Consider the following 19,177-nt stretch of genomic DNA (forward strand, 5'->3'; position numbering starts at 1 on the left):
ATCTGGGCCACGTCGAGCTCGACGCCCGAGGAGCACGACGCGACCGACGAGTACAGGTCACGGTTGTTCATCACATCCGCGTCGGTCGGCATCTCGATCTCACCCAACGCGACCGCGATACCGAGACCGGTGACACCGTTGGACAGGTCCATCGACTCGTGGGTGTGCTCGGTCCAGACCTCCTTGCCGCGGCTGTGCGCGTCGCGGATGGTGTGGATGGTGAGCAGCGGCGTCTTGGTCTGCACGTAGTGCACGTCGGCGACATCGGTGATCCCGGCCCGCTCCATAGCGACCTTCACACCCGCGGCGACCTTCTCGATCATCGCGACATACCCGATCTCCTCGGGCAGGATCGGCTCACTCATCGCGAAGCCGACGGTGAGGCGCTGCTCCTCGCGGCTCGGGTCGTCCTCGGCGACGTCGACCGTTGCGAAGATGGTGGCGTGGGGGCTGATGACGCCGTCGGTGCCGCCCGACCACACGATCGGGACCTGCTTGACCTGGTCGGCCGGGGCACCCTTGTCGACGAGCACCTCGCGGAAGGCACGGTCGGCGATGATCCGGGTGTAGTCGTTCACCCCGCCGTTGCCCTCGGTCTTGCCGATGATCGCGATGACGCGGTCGGCCTTGAAGACGCCCTCGTCGATGAGCTTGGCCAGCTCGGAGGCGTCGGCGACGGAGTGGATCGGGACCTTGCGGACCTCGATGGCAGAAGGCATGGTCAAGCTTCCTTTCGGGTTCTTCAGTTGGGGGTGACGATCGTTCCGGCGCGACCGTCGGCGGCCGCGAGGATGCTGCTGAGGTCGGTGATGACGCCCCGCTGCCCGGACTCGGCGACGAAGCGGCAGACGGCGTCGACCTTGGGGCCCATCGAGCCACCCGCGAAGTGACCGTCGGCGGCGTAGGCCCGCATCTGGTCGAGGGTGACCTGGCCGATGTCGGCGGCCTCGGGGGTGCCGAAGCCGAGCACGGCGTGCGCGACGTCGGTGGCGATGACGAGGAGGTCGACCTCGATCGCCTGGGCGAGCAGGGCCGCGCCCAGGTCCTTGTCGATGACCGCCTCGACGCCGGCGAGGGAGCCGTCGGGTCGGCGTACGGTCGGGATGCCGCCACCGCCGTTGGCGACGACGACGAAGCCGGCCTCGACCAGCGCGACGGCCGCCGGCGCGTCGAGGACCTCGAGCGGCTCGGGCGAGGCGACCATCCGCCGCCACCCGCGCTCACCGCGGTCCTCCCAGGTCTCGCCGTGCTCGATCATGGTGCGCGCCTCGTCGGCGGACAGGTAGCGGCCGACCGGCTTGCTCGGCTTGGCGAACGCCGGGTCCGCGGCGTCGACCCGGGTCCGGGTGACCAGTGCGGCCGTCGGCCGGGTGAGGCCGCGGGCGGCGAGGGCGCCGTCCAGCGCGTTCATCAAGATGTTGCCGAGGGTGCCCTGGGTCTGGGCCCCGCACCAGTCCAGCGGGACCGGCGGTACGACGGGCGCGGCGATCTCGTTCTTCACGAGCAGGTTGCCGACCTGCGGGCCGTTGCCGTGGGTGATGACGACGTCGACACCGGCGGCGACCAGGTCGGCCACGGCCTCCATCGCCTCGGTCGCGGCCGCGATCTGGTCCTCCGGCCGGGCCTTCCCGTCCGGGGACGTCATCGCGTTGCCGCCGAGCGCCAGCAGGATCCTCATGCAGCGAACCTAGTGAGCCCGATCACCGTCGTTCATCGTGGAGAACAGCCAACTCGGGCGGTCAAGGCTGGCAACACCTGCCAGAGGTCCTCAGGCCAGGTCGCGCGCCAGCACGTCGGCGACCGAGGTGGGCGCACGGCCGAGCAGGGCGCGCAGCGGCACGCCGCCGGTGGGCAGTCCGTGGTCGTCGTAGTAGTCGAACATCGCCTGGAGCCAGGGGTGCACGTCGCCCTCCGCGGGCACCCGCGCCGCCGTGAGGCCGGCCGCCGCGGCGACGTCGGCGACGCTCACCAGTGCCGGGCCCCCGAGCTCGTAGGTGGCGCCGACGTGGCCGTCGGCGGTGAGCACCACCGCGGTCGCGGCCGCGACGTCCTGCAGGTCGACCATCCCGAACGGCGTGTCGACGGCGTAGGGCACGCTCAGCTCGCCGACCGACCGGGCCGCGCGCAGTGCCGGCAGCAGGTTCTGGACGTACGCGCAGGGCTGCAGGATCGTCCAGGCCAGCCCGGAGCGACGGACCATGTCCTCCGACACGGCCTTGCCGAGATGGTGCGGCATCGCCGGGACGTAGGGCGATGCCACCGAGTGGTAGCTCACCCGGCCGACGCCGACCTCCGACGCGGCGGCGAGCACCGCGGCGACGTACGACGGCTCGTCGGCGTGCAGGTTGGGGGCGATGACGTGCACGGCATCCGCACCGGCCAGCGCGGCCGGCAGGTCGTCGAACGCGGCCCGGCCCAGGGGGCGTGTCGCCACGCCCGCCTGGGCCAGGGCCGCGCCGACGGCGCGACCGGTCTTGCCGGATCCCCCGAGGATCGCGACCTTCATGGACACGAGCCTCAGAGCACGTCCACGGCGGCTGCGGCGGCGCCTCCGGAGAGGGTGCCGTAGCCCGGGCCGCGGTCGAAGAACGCGTCCTCGGTGGCCGGCGCCGGACGGCCGGACCGCTCCGCCTCGGTGGCCGCGGCGTCGTAGGAGAGACTGTCGTCGTCCAGCGAGCCGGTGAGCACCACGCCGTAGTCGGCCAGCGCGGCCTCCGGGGAGACCTTGCGCCACACGACGTCGCGCACCACGAGCGCCGCGTCCCGCTCGAGCGGGTTGCCCCAGCCGCCACCGCCGGTGGTGCGGATCCGGATGACCTCACCCGCCTTGACCGGCTCGGCATCGGCGAGGGCGTCGACCTCGCGCTCGTTCGGGCCACCCGCGTCGATGGTGACCTGGAACGGCTTGCCCGCCTTGCCGCCCTTCACGCCCCAGCAGGCCAGGATCGAGCGGTCGGCGATGGACATGAAGTCCGCGTCCTTGAGCATCCGGATGTGCTTCTCGTAGCCCAGGCCGCCGCGGAACTGGCCGGCGCCGCCGGAGTCCACGGCCAGACCGAGCGACTCGACGACGAACGGGAAGCGCGACTCGGTGAACTCCGAGGGCAGGTTCCGCGAGTCCGGAACGACGTGGATGGTGTCCTCGCCGTCGGCGTAGTAGCGGCCACCCGAGCCGCCGCCGAGCACCTCGCGCATGAGATACGAGCGGCCCTCGAGGTCCTCGCCGTAGACGCCGGTGTAGCGGATCGTCTCCTGGTCGGCGGGCATCTTGCCGTCGACCGCCTTGGCGATCACGCCGGCCAGCACGCCGAGCAGGCGCAGGATGACGAACGTACGGGCGTTGGTCGGCGCCGGGAAGACCGGCGTGAGCAGCGTGCCCGGCGGCGGGAACCGCATCTCTATCAGCGGCACCACGCCCTCGTTGACGTCGAGCTCCGCCATCCGCTCCGGAGTGTCGGCCAGGTTGCGCAGGATCGGCGCGAGCCACTTCTTGAGGAAGGCGCCGTCGGCATAGTCGCCGCAGTGGTTGATCGGGCCCTTGGCCTGCGCGCTGGTGCCCGCGAAGTCGAGGATCAGCCGCTCGCCGTCCGGGTCGTCGGCCGACGTGCGGGTCAGCGTGATCCGCTGCGTGTGCAGCTTCGGGTCGTCGACGCCGTCGTGCTCGGCGTAGTCCTCCCAGGTCCAGGTCCCGACCGGGATCTTCGAGAGGATCTCGCGGCGGTAGGTCTCGGTGGACCGGTCGATGACGGCGTCGAAGCACGCCTCGACGGTCTCGATGCCGTAGCGGTCGAAGAGCTCGCCCAGGCGGCGGGCGCCCATCAGGCAGGCCGAGCACTCGGCGTCGAGGTCGGCGGCCAGCGACTCGGGCATCCGCGAGTTGCGCGTCATGATCCGCAGCGCGGCCTTGTTGGGCACACCGGCGTCCCACAGCTTGATCGGGGGGACGGCGAGGCCCTCCTCGTACACGCTGGTGGCGTGCGAGGGCATCGAGCCGGGCACCGCGCCGCCGATGTCGTCGTGGTGGCCGAAGGCCTGGATGAAGCCGACGACGCGCCGCTCCCCCTCCGCCCCGGCGAACACGGGGACGGTGACGCACAGGTCGGGGAGGTGGCCGATGCCACCCTCGGAGAGGTAGACGTCGTTGTGGAAGAAGACGTCGCCCTCGTTCATCTCCTCGATCGGGAAGTCCCGGGCGACCGGGTGCACGAGCGCGGAGTACGAGCGGCCGGTCAGCTTGCGCAGCAGCCGGTCGTGGATCCCGGCGCGGAAGTCGTGCGCGTCGCGGATCATCGGCGAACGGCTGGTCCGGCCGATGGCGGTCTCGACCTCGTGCTCGACGGCGGCGAGCGAGCCCTGGACGATCTCGACGAGCACGGGGTCGGCGCTGCGTCCGGCGTCGGCGGTCAGCGTCCCGAACGGGAAGTCGGTCGGCGCCCGGCGCGAGGTGATGTCACCGTCGTGCGTGAACGAGCGCGGCGCACCCGGGTTCTGGACAGAGACGGTCTGGCAGCTCAGGCACATGTCAGCTCTCCTCCGAGCGCGTCACGATGATGTTGGCGTAGTCGTCGACCCGGGCGGTGAAGCCGGGGTGGACGGGCACGGTCGAGCCGAACTCCTCGATGATCACCGGGCCGGTGAGCACCTGGCCCGCCGGCAGGTCGGGGCGCCAGAAGATCGGCGTCTCGACGTATCCGGCGTCGGCGTCGAAGCAGACCGCGCGCGAGCCGGTCTGCTGGGGCTGCGGCTTGGCGCCGTCGGCGCGCAGGATCTCGGGCCGCTTGATCGGGCCGACGCCGGAGACGCGCAGGTTGACGACCTCGACCTGCTGCGAGCTGTCGCCGGAGAAGTCGTAGCCGTAGAGCACCCGGTGCTCGGCGTGGAAGCGGTCGGCGATCGCGGTGAGGGTGTCCGCGGTGATCGGGCCGTCCGGTACGGCGACCCGCACCTCGAAGGCCTGGCCGAAGTAGCGCACGTCGGCGGTGCGCACGAAGACGTGCTGCTCCTGCCCGAAGCCCTCCTTGGTGAGCGCGGCCGCGGCCCGCTCGGTGAGGGCGTCGTACTCGCGCTGCAGGTCGGCCGGGTCGACGTTCTCCTGGAGCGCGACGTGGGTCTGCACGTAGTCGTTCTTCACGTCGACGGTGAGCAGGCCGAAGGCGGAGACGTTGCCCGGGTTCGGCGGGACCAGCACGGTCGGGACGTTGAGGATGTCCATCAGCCGGCACAGCAGCAGGGAGCCCGATCCGCCGAACGTGGTGAGGGCGAAGTCGCGCACGTCGAGGCCGCGCTTGACCGTGACCTGGCGCAGCGCGTTGGCCTGGTTCCATGCGGAGATCTCGAGGATGCCGGTGGCGCAGGCCTCGGCCGAGATGCCGAGCTTGCCGGCCAGCTGCTGGATCGCCGAGGTGGCGGCGTCGACGTCGAGCGGGATCTCGCCACCGAGCAGGTGGGGAGGGATCCGGCCGAGGAAGACGTGCGCGTCGGTGATCGTGACGTCCGTGCCGCCCTTGCGGTAGCAGATCGGGCCCGGGTCGGCGCCGGCCGAGTGGGGGCCGACCTTGAGCGTGCCCTCGGGCGAGAGCCACGCGATGGAGCCGCCGCCGGCACCGACGGTGACGACGTCGATCATCGGGATCTTGGACGGGTAGACGCCGACACTGCCCTCGGTGGTCAGCGTGGGCTCACCGTCGATGACGACCGACACGTCGGTCGACGTACCGCCGCCGTCGGAGGTGAGGACCTTGTCGAAGCCCGCGATCTTGGCGATCAGCGCCGCGCCGAGCGCGCCCGCCGCCGGGCCGGACAGGACGGTGGTGATCGGCTGGTGCACGACCTCGTCGGCCGACAGCACGCCGCCGTTGGACTTCATGACGTAGAACGGGATGGTCCGGCCACCCTGGGTGGCGAGCCGGTCCTTGATGTTGTTGACGTAGCGGCTCAGCTTGGGCTTCACCGCGGCGTCGACGAGGGTGGTCATCGAGCGCTCGTACTCGCGGTACTCGCGCAGCACCTCGCTCGAGATCGAGACGACGGCGTCGGGGTGCTCCTCGGCGATGATCTCGCGCATCCGCTCCTCGTGCGCCGGGTTGGCGTACGCGTGCAGGAAGCAGACGCCCAGCGTGTCGATGCCCTTGGCCTTGAACCAGCGGGCGACCGTGCGGGCGCCGTCCTCGTCGAACGGGCGGATCTCCGCGCCGGTGAAGTCGAGCCGGCCACCGACGCCCTTGACCAGGTCACGGGGCACGATCCGGTCGGGCTTCACCCAGAAGTACGAGTTGCCGTAGCCGTCCGGCACGGACTGGCGGGCGATCTCCAGCATCGCCTCGTAGCCCTCCGTGGTGACGAACCCGAGCGCGTCCACCTTGCCCTCGAGGAGCTGGTTGGTCGCGACCGTGGTGCCGTGGCTGACGGCGACCACGTCGGCGAACTCCGCCTCCGCGATCCCGAGCACCTTGTCGATCCCCGCCAGGAACCCGTCGGCCGGGTTCCCCGGCGTGCTCGGGGTCTTGGTCGTGACGACCTCACCGCTGTCCTCGTCGAAGGCCACGACGTCGGTGAACGTGCCGCCGGTGTCGATGCCGATCCTGATCCGCCTTGCTGTCATGGCTCACATTCAAGTGAGCCAGATCGCTGCGCACGACGGCATGATCTGCCGAGGGATTCGGGCTTCGTGGGCAGATGTTGCCTGCGGTCTGGTCGGCTCGGGAAAAGCAACACGCTGTCCACCTGACTACCCGGCACTGGTCAGCAGGAACGGGCCGGATTCGGGCCTTCGGCTGCTGAGAACAGCCAGGCAGTCGGGTGGACAGCGTGTTACTGGGTTCCGCAGGTCAGCGGGCGGCGAGCCCCTCGAACGCCAGCGCGACCTCCAGCAGCTTCCGGTCGGCACCGTGCCGGGCGACGAGCTGGACACCGACGGGGAGCCCGTCGGCCGTCGTACCGAAGGGCACGGAGATGGCCGGGCAGCCGGTGACGGTGATGAAGTACGCCGAGCGCATCCAGTCGAGATAGGTCGCCATCGGCTTGCCGTTGATCTCGCTGGGGAACTCCTGGGTCGCCGGGAACGGCGGGACCTGGGAGACCGGCAGCACCAGCACGTCGTGGTCGCCGAAGAACAGCCGCATCGTCTCCGACAGGGCGGTGCGCTGCGTGTAGGCGCGGGCGATGTCGGCACCGGTGAGCGACTCGCCGGCGCGGATGTTGTCGGCCAGCGACGGCTTGAAGGCGTCGGGATGCGCCGCGAGCAAGGACCCCAGCTTGGCCTGGAAGTGCCAGGCGCGCAGGGTGCGGAAGGTGTCCTCGGCCAGCGACAGGTCCGGGTACGCCGACCCGACGGATGCCCCGGCCGCGGCCAGCGCGCGTCCGGCGTCCTCGACGACCGCCGCGACCTCGTGGTCGACCTCCAGCGCTCCGCCGAGATCCACGCTGAGCGCGACCCGCAGGCCGGCCAACTTGGCCGGCTCGGGAGAGGCGAACGAGGCGCCCGGGTCGCCCAGGGCCTGCGGCGCCCGCGGGTCGGGGCCGGCCATGACGGAGAGCAGCAGCGCGAGGTCGCCGACGTTGCGGGCCATCGGCCCACCGACCGACGTGGACTCCCACTGGTTGTAGAGCGGCCACTCGGGCACCCGGCCCAGGCTCGGGCGCATGCCGACGACGCCGCAGAAGGACGCGGGGTTGCGCAGCGAGCCGCCCATGTCGGAGCCGTCGGCCAGCGGCACCATGCCCGCGGCGAGGGCACAGGCCGCTCCCCCGCTCGAGCCCCCCGCGGACCGCGAGGGATCCACCGGGTTGAGGGTGGTCCCGAAGACCTTGTTGAACGTGTGCGAGCCGGCGGCGAACTCCGGCACGTTGGTCTTGCCGATCGTCACCACGCCCGCGCCGCGGACCCGCTCGACGATCAGCTCGTCCTGCGACGGCACGTTGTCGGCCATCACCGTGGAGCCGTACGTCGTGCGCCAGCCGCCGACCACGTGGGTGTCCTTGAACGCGAACGGCAGGCCGTGCAGCGGACCGACCTCCGCGCCCGAGGCGAGCGCCTGATCAGCGGCCGCCGCGCCCTCCCGGGCACGGGACTCGTCGAGCGAGACGATCGCGTTCAGCTCCGGGTTGCGCTCGGCGATCCGGTCCAGGTGCAGGTCGAGCAGCTCGCGCGCCGAGATCTCCCGGCGTCGTACGGCGCCCGCCTGGTCCCGCGCGGTCGAGTCGGTCGAGATCGAGGCAGAGGAGGTCATCGACGACGGCCCAGCAGGCCACCGACGATCACGCCGGCGAGCACGAGACCGCCACCGACCGCTACGCCCGTCAGGAAGGACTCGCCGCCACCGACGGCACCGACAGCGCCGCCAGCAGCCTTGGGGGCCGCCGCGAAGACGGGTGCGCCCTCCGCCGACACGGCCGGCTCGGCCGCGGCGACCTCGGCAGGCAGCCCGTTGGCGATGACCTTCTCGACGTTGCCGAAGAACTCGGCCGCCATCCGCCGCGAGACGCTGGTCAGCATCCGCTGGCCGACGCCGCCGATCATGCCGCCGACGACCGCGTCGGCGTCGTAGGACAGCACGGTCTCCTCGCCCGAGCCCGCGAACGTGACGAGCACCGTCGCATCGATCGTGCCGGGGGCGCCCGCGCCCTTGAGCTTCATGGTCAGGCCCTCGCCCTGGCGCAGGTCCTCGAGCACGCAGGAGCCCGAGTAGGTGCCCTTGATCGCCGCGACGCCGGCGCTGACGGTCATCGCGTAGGCGTTCTCGCCGGTCGCCTCCAGCCGCTCGCAGCCGGGGATGGTCGCCACGAGGACGCGCGGGTCGAGGATCGCCTCCCAGACCTTGTCGACGGGCGCGGCGATGGTGTTCTGACCGGAGATCTTCACTTCGACTCCTGAGCGTGGGCCGCCCGGAGTGCGAACAGCTCCGACGGCGAGATGGGCATGGCGGTGATGGGCAGCCGCTCGGCGTCCTCGATGGCGGCGGCGAAGGCTGCGGACCCGGGGATCACGCCGGCCTCCCCGGCACCCTTGATGCCGAGCGGGTTGAGCGGAGACGGGGTCTCCAGGTGGTCGATCTCGATACTGGCCGGCACCTCGGTGACGTACGGCATCAGGAAGTCCATGAAGGACGCGTTGAGCAGCTGGCCGGACTCGTCGTAGGCCATCCGCTCGTAGAGCGCGCCGCCGATGCCCTGCGCGACACCGCCGTGGATCTGGCCCTCGACGATCATCGGGTTGATCAGGTGGCCGCAGTCGTGGACGACGGCGTACTTGAGGATCCGGATCTCGGCGGTCTCGACGTCGGTCTCGACGATCACGGCGTGCATGCCGGAGGCGAAGGTCGAGCGCGGCGGCGAGTAGAAGTCCGTGCCCTCCAGGCCCGGCTCGTCGTCCTCGGCGACCGGCGGCTTCGTCGGGTCGCCCACGTTGAACTGCGTGGCCGCCTTGGAGGCCTCGTCGAAGGCGTAGCGCAGCGGGTTGGACAGCACCGCGATCGTTCCCAGCGGGATGGACGAGTCGGTGCCCTTGACGCTGACGACGCCGTCGACGATCTCGAGGTCGTCGACGTCGGCCTCGAGCGCGTCGGCCGCGATCCGCAGCGCCTTCTCCTTGGTCCGCTTGGCGGCCAGGTGGATCGCCGAGCCGCTCATCACGGCGGCGCGCGAGGCGAAGGTGCCCACGGCGTACGCCATCCGGCGGGTGTCGCCGGTCGTGATCTCGACGTCCTCGAACCGTACGCCGAGCTCGTCGGCCACGATCTGCGCGAACGCGGTCTGGTGGCCCTGGCCCTGCGAGGTCAGGCCGGTGGCGACCTTGACCTTGCCCGAGGTCTCGATGTGCACGTGCGCGCCCTCGTAGGGGCCGACACCGGTGCCCTCGACGTAGCAGGCGAGGCCGAGCCCGACCCGCTTGCCCTCGGCCGCCTTGGCCGCCCGGAACGACTCGAAGCCGTCCCAGTCGACGAGCTCCTTGATCTTGTCGAGCATCGCCGGGTAGTCGCCGGAGTCGTACGTCAGCTCGCGGCCGTCCTGGAAGATCAGGCCCTGCTCGTAGGGGAACTCGTCGGGCTGGATGAAGTTGATCGCGCGGACGTCGGCGCGGTCCTTGCCGAGCTCGGCGGCGATGGCGTCCATCGTCCGCTCCATCACGAAGCAGCCCTGCGGCCGGCCCGCGCCGCGGTAGGGCGTGACGATGACCGTGTTCGTGTAGAGCGAGTCGAACTGCACGTGGTAGGCGCCCGGCTTGTAGGGGCCGAGCAACTGGGTCGAGGTGATGATCGGGACGATCAGGCCGTACGGCGTGTACGCGCCGTGGTCGTGCCAGAAGCGCACGTCGAGGCCCAGCACCCGGCCGTCGTCGTCGAAGCCGACCTCGACGTGGTGCACCTGGGCCCGCTCGTGGGCCGAGGAGATGAAGTGCTCGCGCCGGTCCTCGGTGAACTTCACCGCGCGGCCGAGCTTCTGCGCGGCGAGCGGGACGAGGAGCTCCTCGGGCCACGGGTGCACGATCTTGACGCCGAAGCCACCGCCCACGTCGGGCGTGATGACGTCGACCTGGCCGAGGTCGAGGCCGAGCTTGGCCGCCACCGCGGCGCGGACGCCGGTGGAGGTCTGGGTCGAGGTCCACACCTGGAGCCGGTTCTGGTCGGGGTCCCAGCGGGCGACGGTGCCGCGGCCCTCCATCGGCATGCAGGCGCTGCGCTCGATCTGCAGGTCGAGCGAGAGCGTGCGGGGCGCGGCCGCGATCGCCGCGGCGGCGTCGCCGTTGGACTGCTCCATGCGCGCGCCCACGTTGCCGGGCACGTCGTCGTGGACGAGGTGCGCGCCGTCGCGCGCGGCCTCGATGCCGACGACCGCGGGCAGCAGCTCGTACTCGACGGCGATCCGCGCGAGCGCGTCCTCGGCGACGTACCTGTCGTCGGCGACGACGAAGGCGATGGCCTCGCCGACGTAGTTGACCTCGTCCTTGGCCAGCGCGTACTGCGTGCGGCCGTGGGTCAGCGTGGGGTGCGGGATGAGCAGCGGCAGCGGCTCGGCCATCGCGCCCTCGAGGTCGTCGTAGGTCCACACGGCGTGGACACCCTCGACGTCGAGCACGGCGTCGACGTCGATCGACAGGATCCGGGCATGGGCGTGGGGACTGCGCAGCACCGCGGTGTGGAGCGCGTCCGGGGCGACGTCGTCGACGTACCGGCCGGTGCCGCGGACCAGGCGGTCGTCCTCGACCCGCTGGACCTTGGCCCCCATCATCTTGGTGGTCATGCGGCACCGCCCTCAGGAGCGCGGTCGTCGCGGGCCAGCTCGGCGGCGCGGCACACGGCCTTGACGATGTTCTGGTAGCCCGTGCAGCGGCACAGGTTGCCGGCGATCATGTCGCGTGCCTCGTCCTCGGTGGGCTCGGGGTTCTCGGCGATGCCGGCGGTGATCGTGGTCAGGAAGCCGGGGGTGCAGAAGCCGCACTGGAGGCCGTGGCACTCGCGGAACGCCTGCTGCACCGGACCGAGCTCGCCGTCCGGCCGGGCCAGGCCCTCGACGGTCGTGATGTCGTGGCCCGCGGCCGAGACGGCGAACATGAGGCAGCTGCGCATCGGCTGGCCGTCGACCAGCACGGTGCAGGCGCCGCAGACGCCGTGCTCGCAGCCGACGTGGGTGCCGGTGAACCCCAGGTCGTGGCGCAGGGCGTCGGACAGCAGCCGCCGGGCGGGCACCGCCACGTCGTGGTCGGTGCCGTTGACCGTCAGCCGGATCTCGTGCTGGTTCTCGCTCACTTGCTTCCCCCCGCCCGGGTGCGGGCGTCCTCGTAGGCGGCGGTCACGACCCGCGCGGTCAGCACGGTGGCCAGGTGCGCGCGGTAGTCGGCCGTCGCGTGGATGTCGGTCTCCGGCTCGAGTACGGCGAGCGCCGCCTCCGCCGCGCGGGCCAGCGACGCGTCGCGGAGCTCACCGCCGAGCGCCTCGGTCAGGTCGACCACGGCCGGGATGTCCGAGACCGACAGATAGCCGGCCTTCGCCGCCACGACCCGGTCGCCGTCGACGGTGACGACGGCGGCGACGCCGCACATGGCGTAGTCGCCGTGGCGGCGGGCTATCTCCTCGAAGGCCACGCCGGTGTCCGCCGCGAGGGCCGGGAAGAACGCCTCGACCGCGATCTCGTCGTGGTGCAGGCTGGACTCGAGCGGGCCGACGTACAGCTCCTCGACCGGGATCGTCCGGCGGCCGGCGGGGCCGACCACGTCGACCGAGCCGCCGAGGAGCTGGAGCACCATCGGCATCTCCGCCGCGGCGTCGGCGTGGACGAGCGAGCCGACCGTCGTACCGCGGTTGCGGATGGTGGCGTGGGCGACGTTGGCGAGCGCCTTGGTCACCAGCGGCTGGACCCGCGCCACGTCCGCGTCGGCGAGCACCCGGGCGTGCCGGGCGAGTGCTCCCACCCGGACGCCCTCGGCGTCGACCCGGACGTGGTCGAGGTCCGGCAGCTCGTTGATGTCGACGAGCACGGCCGGCGCCGCCAGCCGCATCGAGAGCAGCGGGACGAGGCTCTGGCCCCCGGCGAGGACCTTGGCTTCCGGGTGCCCGGCCAGGGCCTGGAGGGCTTCCTCCAGGGTCCCCGGCCGGACGTAGTCGAATGGTGCGGGCTTCACAGCCTCTTGGTCACCTCTCCCGATGTGGCTTCGGCGGTGCGTCCCTTCACGGCGTGGAAGAAGACGATGACGAGGATCGTGCCGAGGGCGATGCCGCCGAGCTCGAAGTCATCGGTGACCTTGAGCGTGACACCGCCGATGCCGGCGATCAGGCCGGCGGCGAGGCCGACCATGTTGACCGGGTTGCCGAAGTCGACCCGGTTCTCCACCCAGATCTTCGCGCCGACCAGGCCGATCATGCCGTAGAGCACGACCGTGATGCCGCCGAGCACGCCGCCCGGGGTGGCGTTGACGATGGCGCCGAACTTCGGGCAGAGACCGAGCAGGATCGCCACGATGCCGGCGACGTAGTAGGCCGCGGTCGAGTAGACCTTGGTGGCGCCCATGACGCCGATGTTCTCGGCGTACGTCGTGGTCGGCGAGCCGCCGAAGAGGCTGGCGAACGCGGTCGCGGCACCGTCGGCGCCGATCGCCCGGCCCATGTAGGGGTCGAGATCGTCGCCGGTCATCTCGGCGACCGCCTTGACGTGGCCGGTGTTCTCGGCGATGAGGGCGATCACACCCGGCAGGACCAGCAGGATGAAGGTCATCGAGAAGCTCGGGCCGTGCACGACGGAGACGCCGTCGGCGAGGTCGCCGCTCGGGAAGCCGATCCAGTCGGCCGCCTTCACGCCGGCCCAGGAGACGCGGTCGTGCTCGACGGCCTCGGGGCCGGTCGGCAGGACCGAGGTGATCGGGCCGAAGACCTTGTCGGCGAGCACCGAGACGACATAGCCGAAGATCAGCGCGAGGAAGACCGCGATCCGCGACCAGAAGCCGGGCAGCAGGACCGAGGCGCAGACCATGAAGGCGGCGGTGGCCAGCGCGATCCACTGGTCCTGGGGCCAGTAGGTGCCCGCGACGACCGGCGCCAGGTTGAAGCCGATCAGCATGACCACCGCGCCGGTGACGGCGGGCGGCAGCAGCTTGTGGATGAGACCGGAGCCCGCGAAGTGCACCGCCACGCCGATCGCGGCCAGGACCAGGCCGGCGACCAGGATCGCGCCGGTGACGTCGGCCGAGTCGCCGCCCTGGGTGCGGATCGCGGCCACACCGGCGACGAAGGACGCGCTGGTGCCGAGGTAGCTGGGGACCTTGTTCGCGCAGATCAGCAGGAAGCCGATCGTGCACAGGCCCGAGAACATGATCGCCAGGTTCGGGTCGAGACCCATGACGAGCGGGAACACGAAGGTCGCGCCGAACATGGCGACGACATGCTGCGCGCCGAGGCCGACGGTGCGACCCCACGGCAGGCGCTGGTTCGGCGCGACCGGCTCGCCGGGCGCGGGATCCACTACCTCCCACTTGAACATCGACATCTGAGTCCTCCTGTGTCTGGGGCTGTGCTGGGCGTTGAGCTCCGCCCCTGAGGGCGACCGAGACAACCCAACCTATTGAGGGCGAGATCACACCTCACTGGCCACTTTCGCCAAAGGATCCTGGGAAAGTGCTGTCGAACATTGCCTGCGATTCAGCTCCGCCCTGTCATTTGCTGACGACCTCCAGCACCTTGAGCGCCACGGCGACGTCCAGACGCAGGTTCTGGTCGGAGGCGACCGGCCCGAGCAGCCGCTCCAGCTTCCCGACCCGGTAGCGCATGGTGTTGTAGTGGAAGAACTGCGTGCGCGCCGCCTCCGCCACGTTGAAGTTCGTGTTGAGGAGCACCTGCAGCGTCTCGCGGAGCGTGATCGCCTCCTCGGTGGCCCCGGCCAGCTCGCCGAGCACGTCGTGCGCGAAGGCCCGCAGCTCCTCGGTGTCGGGCACCATCGCGATCAGGCGGTGCAGCCCGAGGTCGTCGAACCAGGTGGTGGTGCTGGGGCCCCGGAACCGGCGCCCGACCTCGAGCGCCCGCCGGGCCTGGCTGTAGCTGTCGGGGAGGCCGGACGGCACCGACGCGACCCGGCCCACGCCCGCGGTGAAGGGGCGGCGGCCGCCGCCCTTGTCGCCGGCGACGGCGTGCACGAGGCGTCGCACCAGCACCGCGGCGGCCTCCAGATCCTCGGCCGGCAGCACCGCCACCACCTCGGAGCCGAAGTCGGCGATCGGGATGGCGCGGTCGACCGAGGCGGCCACCTGGCGCCAGGCGTTGGCGAACCGCTCCTGCCACTGGCGGCGGTCCTCGACCGAGGCCGGCGGCTGGTACGACGGCTGCGGGTCGATCTGCGCGGCCAGCACGATCGTCGGGCCGCTCAGGTCCCAGCCGAAGCCGACCACGTGCTCGCTGACGAACTCGTCGGAGCCCGCGCGGCCGAGGAAGACGTCGCGCAGGAAGTCGCCCCGGTACTTGTTCTCCACCGCGGAGACCGCCTGCTCGCGGGTGATCGAGAGGGACACGGCGGTGGCCGCGCGCTGCAACGCGACGACCTGCTGCGGCACCATCCCCTCCTCGGCGATCGCGACCAGGTGGCCGAGCGCCTGGTTGGGCGCGGCGAGCGGCTCGCGGTGGACATGGGCCCCGGTCACCGGCTGGCCCTCGTGGCCGCCCCGGTCGCCCAGCCACTCGACCCGCAGCCGACCGGTCTCGTCGGTCAGGCCCGCGGCGGTGATCCGCTCCCGCATGGCGTCGTCGATCCGCGCCGCGCGCTCCCTGCCGTCGGTCGTGGTCACCGCGACCTGGACGTCGAGGGCGTCGCCGATCGCGGCGACGAGGTCACCGAGATCCGCCCCGGCCAGCACCAGCTGGGCGAGCGACTCGGCGAGCTCCTCCACATCCATGACGCCATGGTCCGCGATACCGCCCCCCGCCGTGGCTATCAACTCTTGCCCGACTTCTGCTCGCACGTTGGCAATGCTCACCATTCGATGCACGATACCCAGCCGTTAGCGTCCCAGAGGTGCACCAGGTCACATCGCAGGTCGAGTCGCAGGTCGGAGGAGCCGGTTCACCGGCGCTGCGCGGCCTGCTCCACGGCCCCCCGGCGACCGGCACCGTCGTGCACGCCGGGAGCCAGGCCGTGTACGCCGAGGTGGGCGGGCGGATCATCGGCGTCCTCGCCCACGGCGCCGTCCACGTGCCCTGCGCGATCGCCACGGCGCTCCCCCGGCTCCCCGACCTGCCCGGCATCGCCGTCGGAGCGCCCGTCACGCTCGGCGACGGGACGCTGCGGGTCGGCCCGCTGAGCGTGGGCGTCGCCCGCCTGGTCTCCTTCGTCACCCCGCCGCTGACCCCCGCGGCCGCCCAGCGGCTGGCGGCCGTCCCCGCCGACCTCTCGCCCGCCCGGGACCAGCTCCCGGCCGAGGCCCTGGAACTGCTCGTCGCCGGCGACCCGGCGGGGGTGCGCGCCCTCGTCGGCCGCGGCGACGGCCTGACGCCGGTCGGCGACGACGTGCTCTGCGGCTGGCTGGTGACGACCCGCGCGGGGGGCCGCGACACCACCGCGATCGCCGACGCCGTGCGGGCGCACCTCCCCCGCACGACCGGCCTGTCCGCCACCCTGCTGCGGCACGCCGTCGACGGCGAGGCGATCACGCCGTTCCGCACCGCCCTCGCCGTCGGCGACGCGGCGGCGGTGGCAGCGCTGCTCGCCGTCGGCCACACCTCCGGCGCCGGGATGCTCCTGGGCGCCCACCTCGCCCTCTCCGCCCGGCACGTTCTTTCCGCAATCACCAACGAAGCCCTTGAAGGGAGTACTCGATGACCGTCGAGCACGTCGAGATCCGGCCCGGTGCGTACGCAGACAGCGTGGCACTGCTGCAGGTCAGCCGGGACGTCGCCGCCACGCCCGGCGTCGCCGCCGCCCAGGTGGCGATGGCGACCGAGCTGAACGTGGAGGTGCTGCAGGGCATGGGCTTCACGCTGCCCGCAGCCAGCACCAACGACATGGTCGTGGCGCTGCGGCTCGACGACGAGTCGGCCCTGTCCGCCGCGCTGGCGGCCGTCGACGCCGCGCTGGCGGCGGCGCGCAAGGGCTCGTCCGGCGGCGAGGTCACCGCGCCCCCGCGCACCACGGGCTCGGCCCTGCGCCGCGCGGGCGGCGACCTCGCACTCGTGTCGGTGCCCGGTGCCTCGGCGCTCGTCGAGGCGATGGACGCGCTCGACGCGGGCGTCGACGTGATGATCTTCAGCGACAACGTGCCGGTCGAGCAGGAGCTCGCCATGAAGCGGATCGCCCGCGACCGCGGCCTGCTCGTGATGGGCCCCGACTGCGGCACAGCCGTCGTCGGCGGCGTCGGCCTCGGCTTCGCCAACACCGTCTCCCCGGGCAGCGTCGGCATCGTCGCGGCCTCGGGCACCGGCTGCCAGCAGATCCTCGCGCTCCTCGACGCCGCGGGCGTCGGTGTTGCCGCCGCGCTCGGCGTCGGCGGGCGCGACCTGTCGGCGGCGATCGGCGGCATCTCCACCACCACCGCGCTGGACCGGCTCGACGCCGACCCGACGGTCGAGCAGGTCGTCGTCGTGTCCAAGCCGCCGGCGGCCGAGGTGGCCGCCGCCGTCGAGAAGTACGCCGCGGGCCTCACCACGCCGGTGCGCTTCGCGCTGCTCGGCGCCGGCCAGCCCGACCTCACCACGCAGGTCGAGGCGCTGCTGGGCGACCTCGGCGTCGCCGTACCGTCCTGGCCGACGTGGGGCACCCCCGCCGTGCGCAGCGCGTCGGGCGGCACCGCGCTACGCGGCCTGTTCGTCGGCGGCACGCTGTGCGACGAGGCGATGCTGCTCGCCGCGGAGACGCTCGGTCCGATCCGCAGCAACATCCCGCTCTCGCCCGACCTGGCCCTCGACAGCAGCCTGCTCGAGTCGGGCCACCTGATGATCGACTTCGGCGACGACGGCCTCACCCGCGGCCGGGCGCACCCGATGATCGACCCGACGCTGCGCCTGGAGCACCTCGCCAAGGTCGCCGCCGACCCCGAGACCGCCGTCGTCCTGATGGACGTCGTCCTCGGGCACGGGGCCGAGGACGACCCGGCCGCCGGGCTCGCCCCCGCGATCGCCGCGGCCCGCGCGATCCGTGACGTCCCCGTGGTCGTCGCCTGCGTCGGCACCTCGGCCGACCCCCAGGGCCTGGCCCGCCAGGCCGAGGCGCTGGCCGCAGCCGGCGCCGAGGTCCACCTGTCCAACGCCGCAGCCACCCGCCGCGCGATCGCTCTCGTGAACGGAGTCGCCCGATGACCACCGCCTCCCTGCCCAGCGCGACCCCTGCCGCCGTCGCCGCCGTCGGCGCCGACATGTTCGCCACCGCCGTCGCCGACCAGGCCGTGCCCGTCGAGCGGGTCGACTGGACGCCCCCGATGGACGGCACCGCCGACGACCTCGCCACGGTCGCCGCCGACCCGCTGCGCCGCGACGCCAACGCGCTCGCGGTCTCGCGGATGCTCGATGTGCAGGCGATGCTCGTCGGCGTCGCCCCGGCGTCCGAGCTGCTCGGCCTCGAGAAGGGCCAGTTCCTGCACGCCGGCCCGCCGATCGAGTGGGCCCGCGCCTCCGGCCCGCTGCGCGGCGCGCTGATGGGCGCCGCCGCGTTCGAGGGTCTCGTCGAGGACCCCGAGGACGCCGAGGCGCTCTTCGCCTCCGGCGCCGAGGTGTCGCTGGAGCCGTGCCACCACCGCAGCGCGGTGGGCCCGATGGCGGGCGTGGTCTCGCCCTCCATGTGGATGTTCGTCCTCGAGGACCCGGCCACCGGCCGGCGCACCTACTGCTCGCTCAACGAGGGCCTCGGCAAGGTGCTGCGGTACGGCGCCTACGGCCCCGAGGTGCTCGAGCGGCTGCGCTGGATGCGCGACGTGCTCGGCCCGCTGCTCGGGGAGGCCGTGTCCGCCGCCGGTCCGGTCGACGCGACCGCGATCCTCGGCCAGATGCTGCAGATGGGCGACGAGGCCCACAACCGCAACCGGGCCGGCACGCTGATGCTGCTGCGCGACATCGCCCCGTCGCTGGTGCGCACGTCCCGCTCCACCGAGGAGATCGCCGAGGCGTTCGCCTTCATGGGCGGCAACGACCACTTCTTCCTCAACGTCGCGATGCCGGCCTGCAAGCTCGCGCTCGACGCCGCCCGCGACGTACCGGGTTCCACGATGGTCGTCGCCATGGCCCGCAACGGCACCGACTTCGGCATCCAGGTGTCCGGCACCGGCGACCAGTGGTTCACCGGACCGGCCCAGCTGGCCGACGGTCTCTTCCTGGGCGACTACGGCCCCGACGACGCGAACCCCGACATCGGCGACTCCGCCATCACCGAGACCGCCGGGATCGGCGGCTTCGCGATGGCGGCGGCGCCCGCCATCGTCCGCTTCGTCGGCGGCACCGTCCCGGACGCCCTGGCCACCAGCCGCCGGATGCGTGAGATCACGATCAGCGAGAACAACCGCTGGCCGATCCCGGTGCTCGACTTCGCCGGTGCCGCGACCGGCATCGACGTCTCGTCGGTGTGCCGCACGGGCATCCTGCCCCAGATCAACACCGGCATGGCCGGCAAGGTCGCCGGCGTCGGCCAGGTCGGCGCCGGCCTGGTCACGCCCCCGGCGTCGATCTTCCCGGCCGCGCTGGCCGAGCTGGCCCGGCGCACGCGGGACCGCGCCTGACCA

The 19,177-nt window shown here is 72.3% G+C and carries 15 protein-coding genes; 3 read left to right on the forward strand and 12 right to left on the reverse strand.

What is annotated here, in order from left to right; translation table 11 throughout:
• The 12 genes from RB608_RS02745 to RB608_RS02800 form a co-directional block, all read right to left on the reverse strand.
• A partial coding sequence (locus RB608_RS02745; protein WP_308086257.1) for a ring-opening amidohydrolase occupies positions 1-719 on the reverse strand: 719 nt, incomplete at its 3' end.
• A gap of 23 nt (positions 720-742) precedes the next feature.
• Positions 743-1,678, reverse strand: a complete 936-nt coding sequence (locus RB608_RS02750) for a carbamate kinase (RefSeq protein WP_308086258.1) — start codon at positions 1,676-1,678, stop codon at positions 743-745.
• Positions 1,679-1,768: 90 nt separating this feature from the next.
• Positions 1,769-2,506, reverse strand: a complete 738-nt coding sequence (locus RB608_RS02755; protein WP_308086259.1) for an NmrA family NAD(P)-binding protein — start codon at positions 2,504-2,506, stop codon at positions 1,769-1,771.
• 11 nt (positions 2,507-2,517) lie between these two features.
• Positions 2,518-4,521, reverse strand: a complete 2,004-nt coding sequence (locus RB608_RS02760) for a hydantoinase B/oxoprolinase family protein (RefSeq protein ID WP_308086260.1) — start codon at positions 4,519-4,521, stop codon at positions 2,518-2,520.
• A gap of 1 nt (position 4,522) precedes the next feature.
• Entirely contained in the window at positions 4,523-6,601 is a 2,079-nt protein-coding gene (locus tag RB608_RS02765; RefSeq protein WP_308086261.1) for a hydantoinase/oxoprolinase family protein, read from the reverse strand.
• A 226-nt stretch (positions 6,602-6,827) separates the two neighbouring features.
• Positions 6,828-8,228 carry an amidase family protein gene (locus RB608_RS02770; protein WP_308086262.1) on the reverse strand — a complete coding sequence of 467 codons (1,401 nt, stop codon included), beginning with the start codon at positions 8,226-8,228 and terminating at the stop codon, positions 6,828-6,830.
• Complete coding sequence (locus tag RB608_RS02775; protein WP_308086263.1) at positions 8,225-8,860, reverse strand: carbon monoxide dehydrogenase subunit G; 636 nt, start codon at positions 8,858-8,860, stop codon at positions 8,225-8,227. The genes RB608_RS02770 and RB608_RS02775 overlap by 4 nt, the downstream gene beginning before the upstream one ends.
• Positions 8,857-11,238 carry an aerobic carbon-monoxide dehydrogenase large subunit gene (gene cutA, locus RB608_RS02780; RefSeq protein ID WP_308086264.1) on the reverse strand — a complete coding sequence of 794 codons (2,382 nt, stop codon included), beginning with the start codon at positions 11,236-11,238 and terminating at the stop codon, positions 8,857-8,859. The genes RB608_RS02775 and cutA overlap by 4 nt, the downstream gene beginning before the upstream one ends.
• Complete coding sequence (locus RB608_RS02785) at positions 11,235-11,744, reverse strand: 2Fe-2S iron-sulfur cluster-binding protein (RefSeq protein WP_308086265.1); 510 nt, start codon at positions 11,742-11,744, stop codon at positions 11,235-11,237. Before RB608_RS02785 ends, cutA begins: the two co-directional genes overlap by 4 nt.
• Positions 11,741-12,616, reverse strand: a complete 876-nt coding sequence (locus RB608_RS02790) for an FAD binding domain-containing protein (RefSeq protein ID WP_308086266.1) — start codon at positions 12,614-12,616, stop codon at positions 11,741-11,743. Before RB608_RS02790 ends, RB608_RS02785 begins: the two co-directional genes overlap by 4 nt.
• Positions 12,613-13,974, reverse strand: coding sequence for a solute carrier family 23 protein (locus RB608_RS02795; protein ID WP_308086267.1), 1,362 nt, complete (start codon positions 13,972-13,974; stop codon positions 12,613-12,615). Before RB608_RS02795 ends, RB608_RS02790 begins: the two co-directional genes overlap by 4 nt.
• Before the next feature lie 166 nt (positions 13,975-14,140).
• The gene (locus RB608_RS02800; protein ID WP_308086268.1) at positions 14,141-15,370 is read right to left on the reverse strand and encodes a helix-turn-helix domain-containing protein; all 1,230 of its coding nucleotides are present in this window, start codon (positions 15,368-15,370) and stop codon (positions 14,141-14,143) included.
• Positions 15,371-15,489: 119 nt separating this feature from the next.
• On the opposite strand from RB608_RS02800, the gene RB608_RS02805 reads away from it, so the two are divergent.
• From RB608_RS02805 to RB608_RS02815, 3 genes are read left to right on the forward strand one after another with little or no spacing between them, the layout of a single operon-like run.
• Positions 15,490-16,293, forward strand: coding sequence for a DUF2877 domain-containing protein (locus RB608_RS02805; RefSeq protein WP_308086269.1), 804 nt, complete (start codon positions 15,490-15,492; stop codon positions 16,291-16,293).
• On the forward strand, positions 16,290-17,765 hold the full coding sequence (locus RB608_RS02810; protein WP_308086270.1) for an FdrA family protein: 1,476 nt from the start codon (positions 16,290-16,292) through the stop codon (positions 17,763-17,765). Before RB608_RS02805 ends, RB608_RS02810 begins: the two co-directional genes overlap by 4 nt.
• The gene (locus RB608_RS02815) at positions 17,762-19,174 is read left to right on the forward strand and encodes a DUF1116 domain-containing protein (protein WP_308086271.1); all 1,413 of its coding nucleotides are present in this window, start codon (positions 17,762-17,764) and stop codon (positions 19,172-19,174) included. Before RB608_RS02810 ends, RB608_RS02815 begins: the two co-directional genes overlap by 4 nt.
• Positions 19,175-19,177: the final 3 nt, after the last annotated feature.

It is taken from the genome of Nocardioides sp. LHD-245 (assembly GCF_030929495.1).
In the GTDB taxonomy this organism is placed as follows: domain Bacteria; phylum Actinomycetota; class Actinomycetes; order Propionibacteriales; family Nocardioidaceae; genus Nocardioides.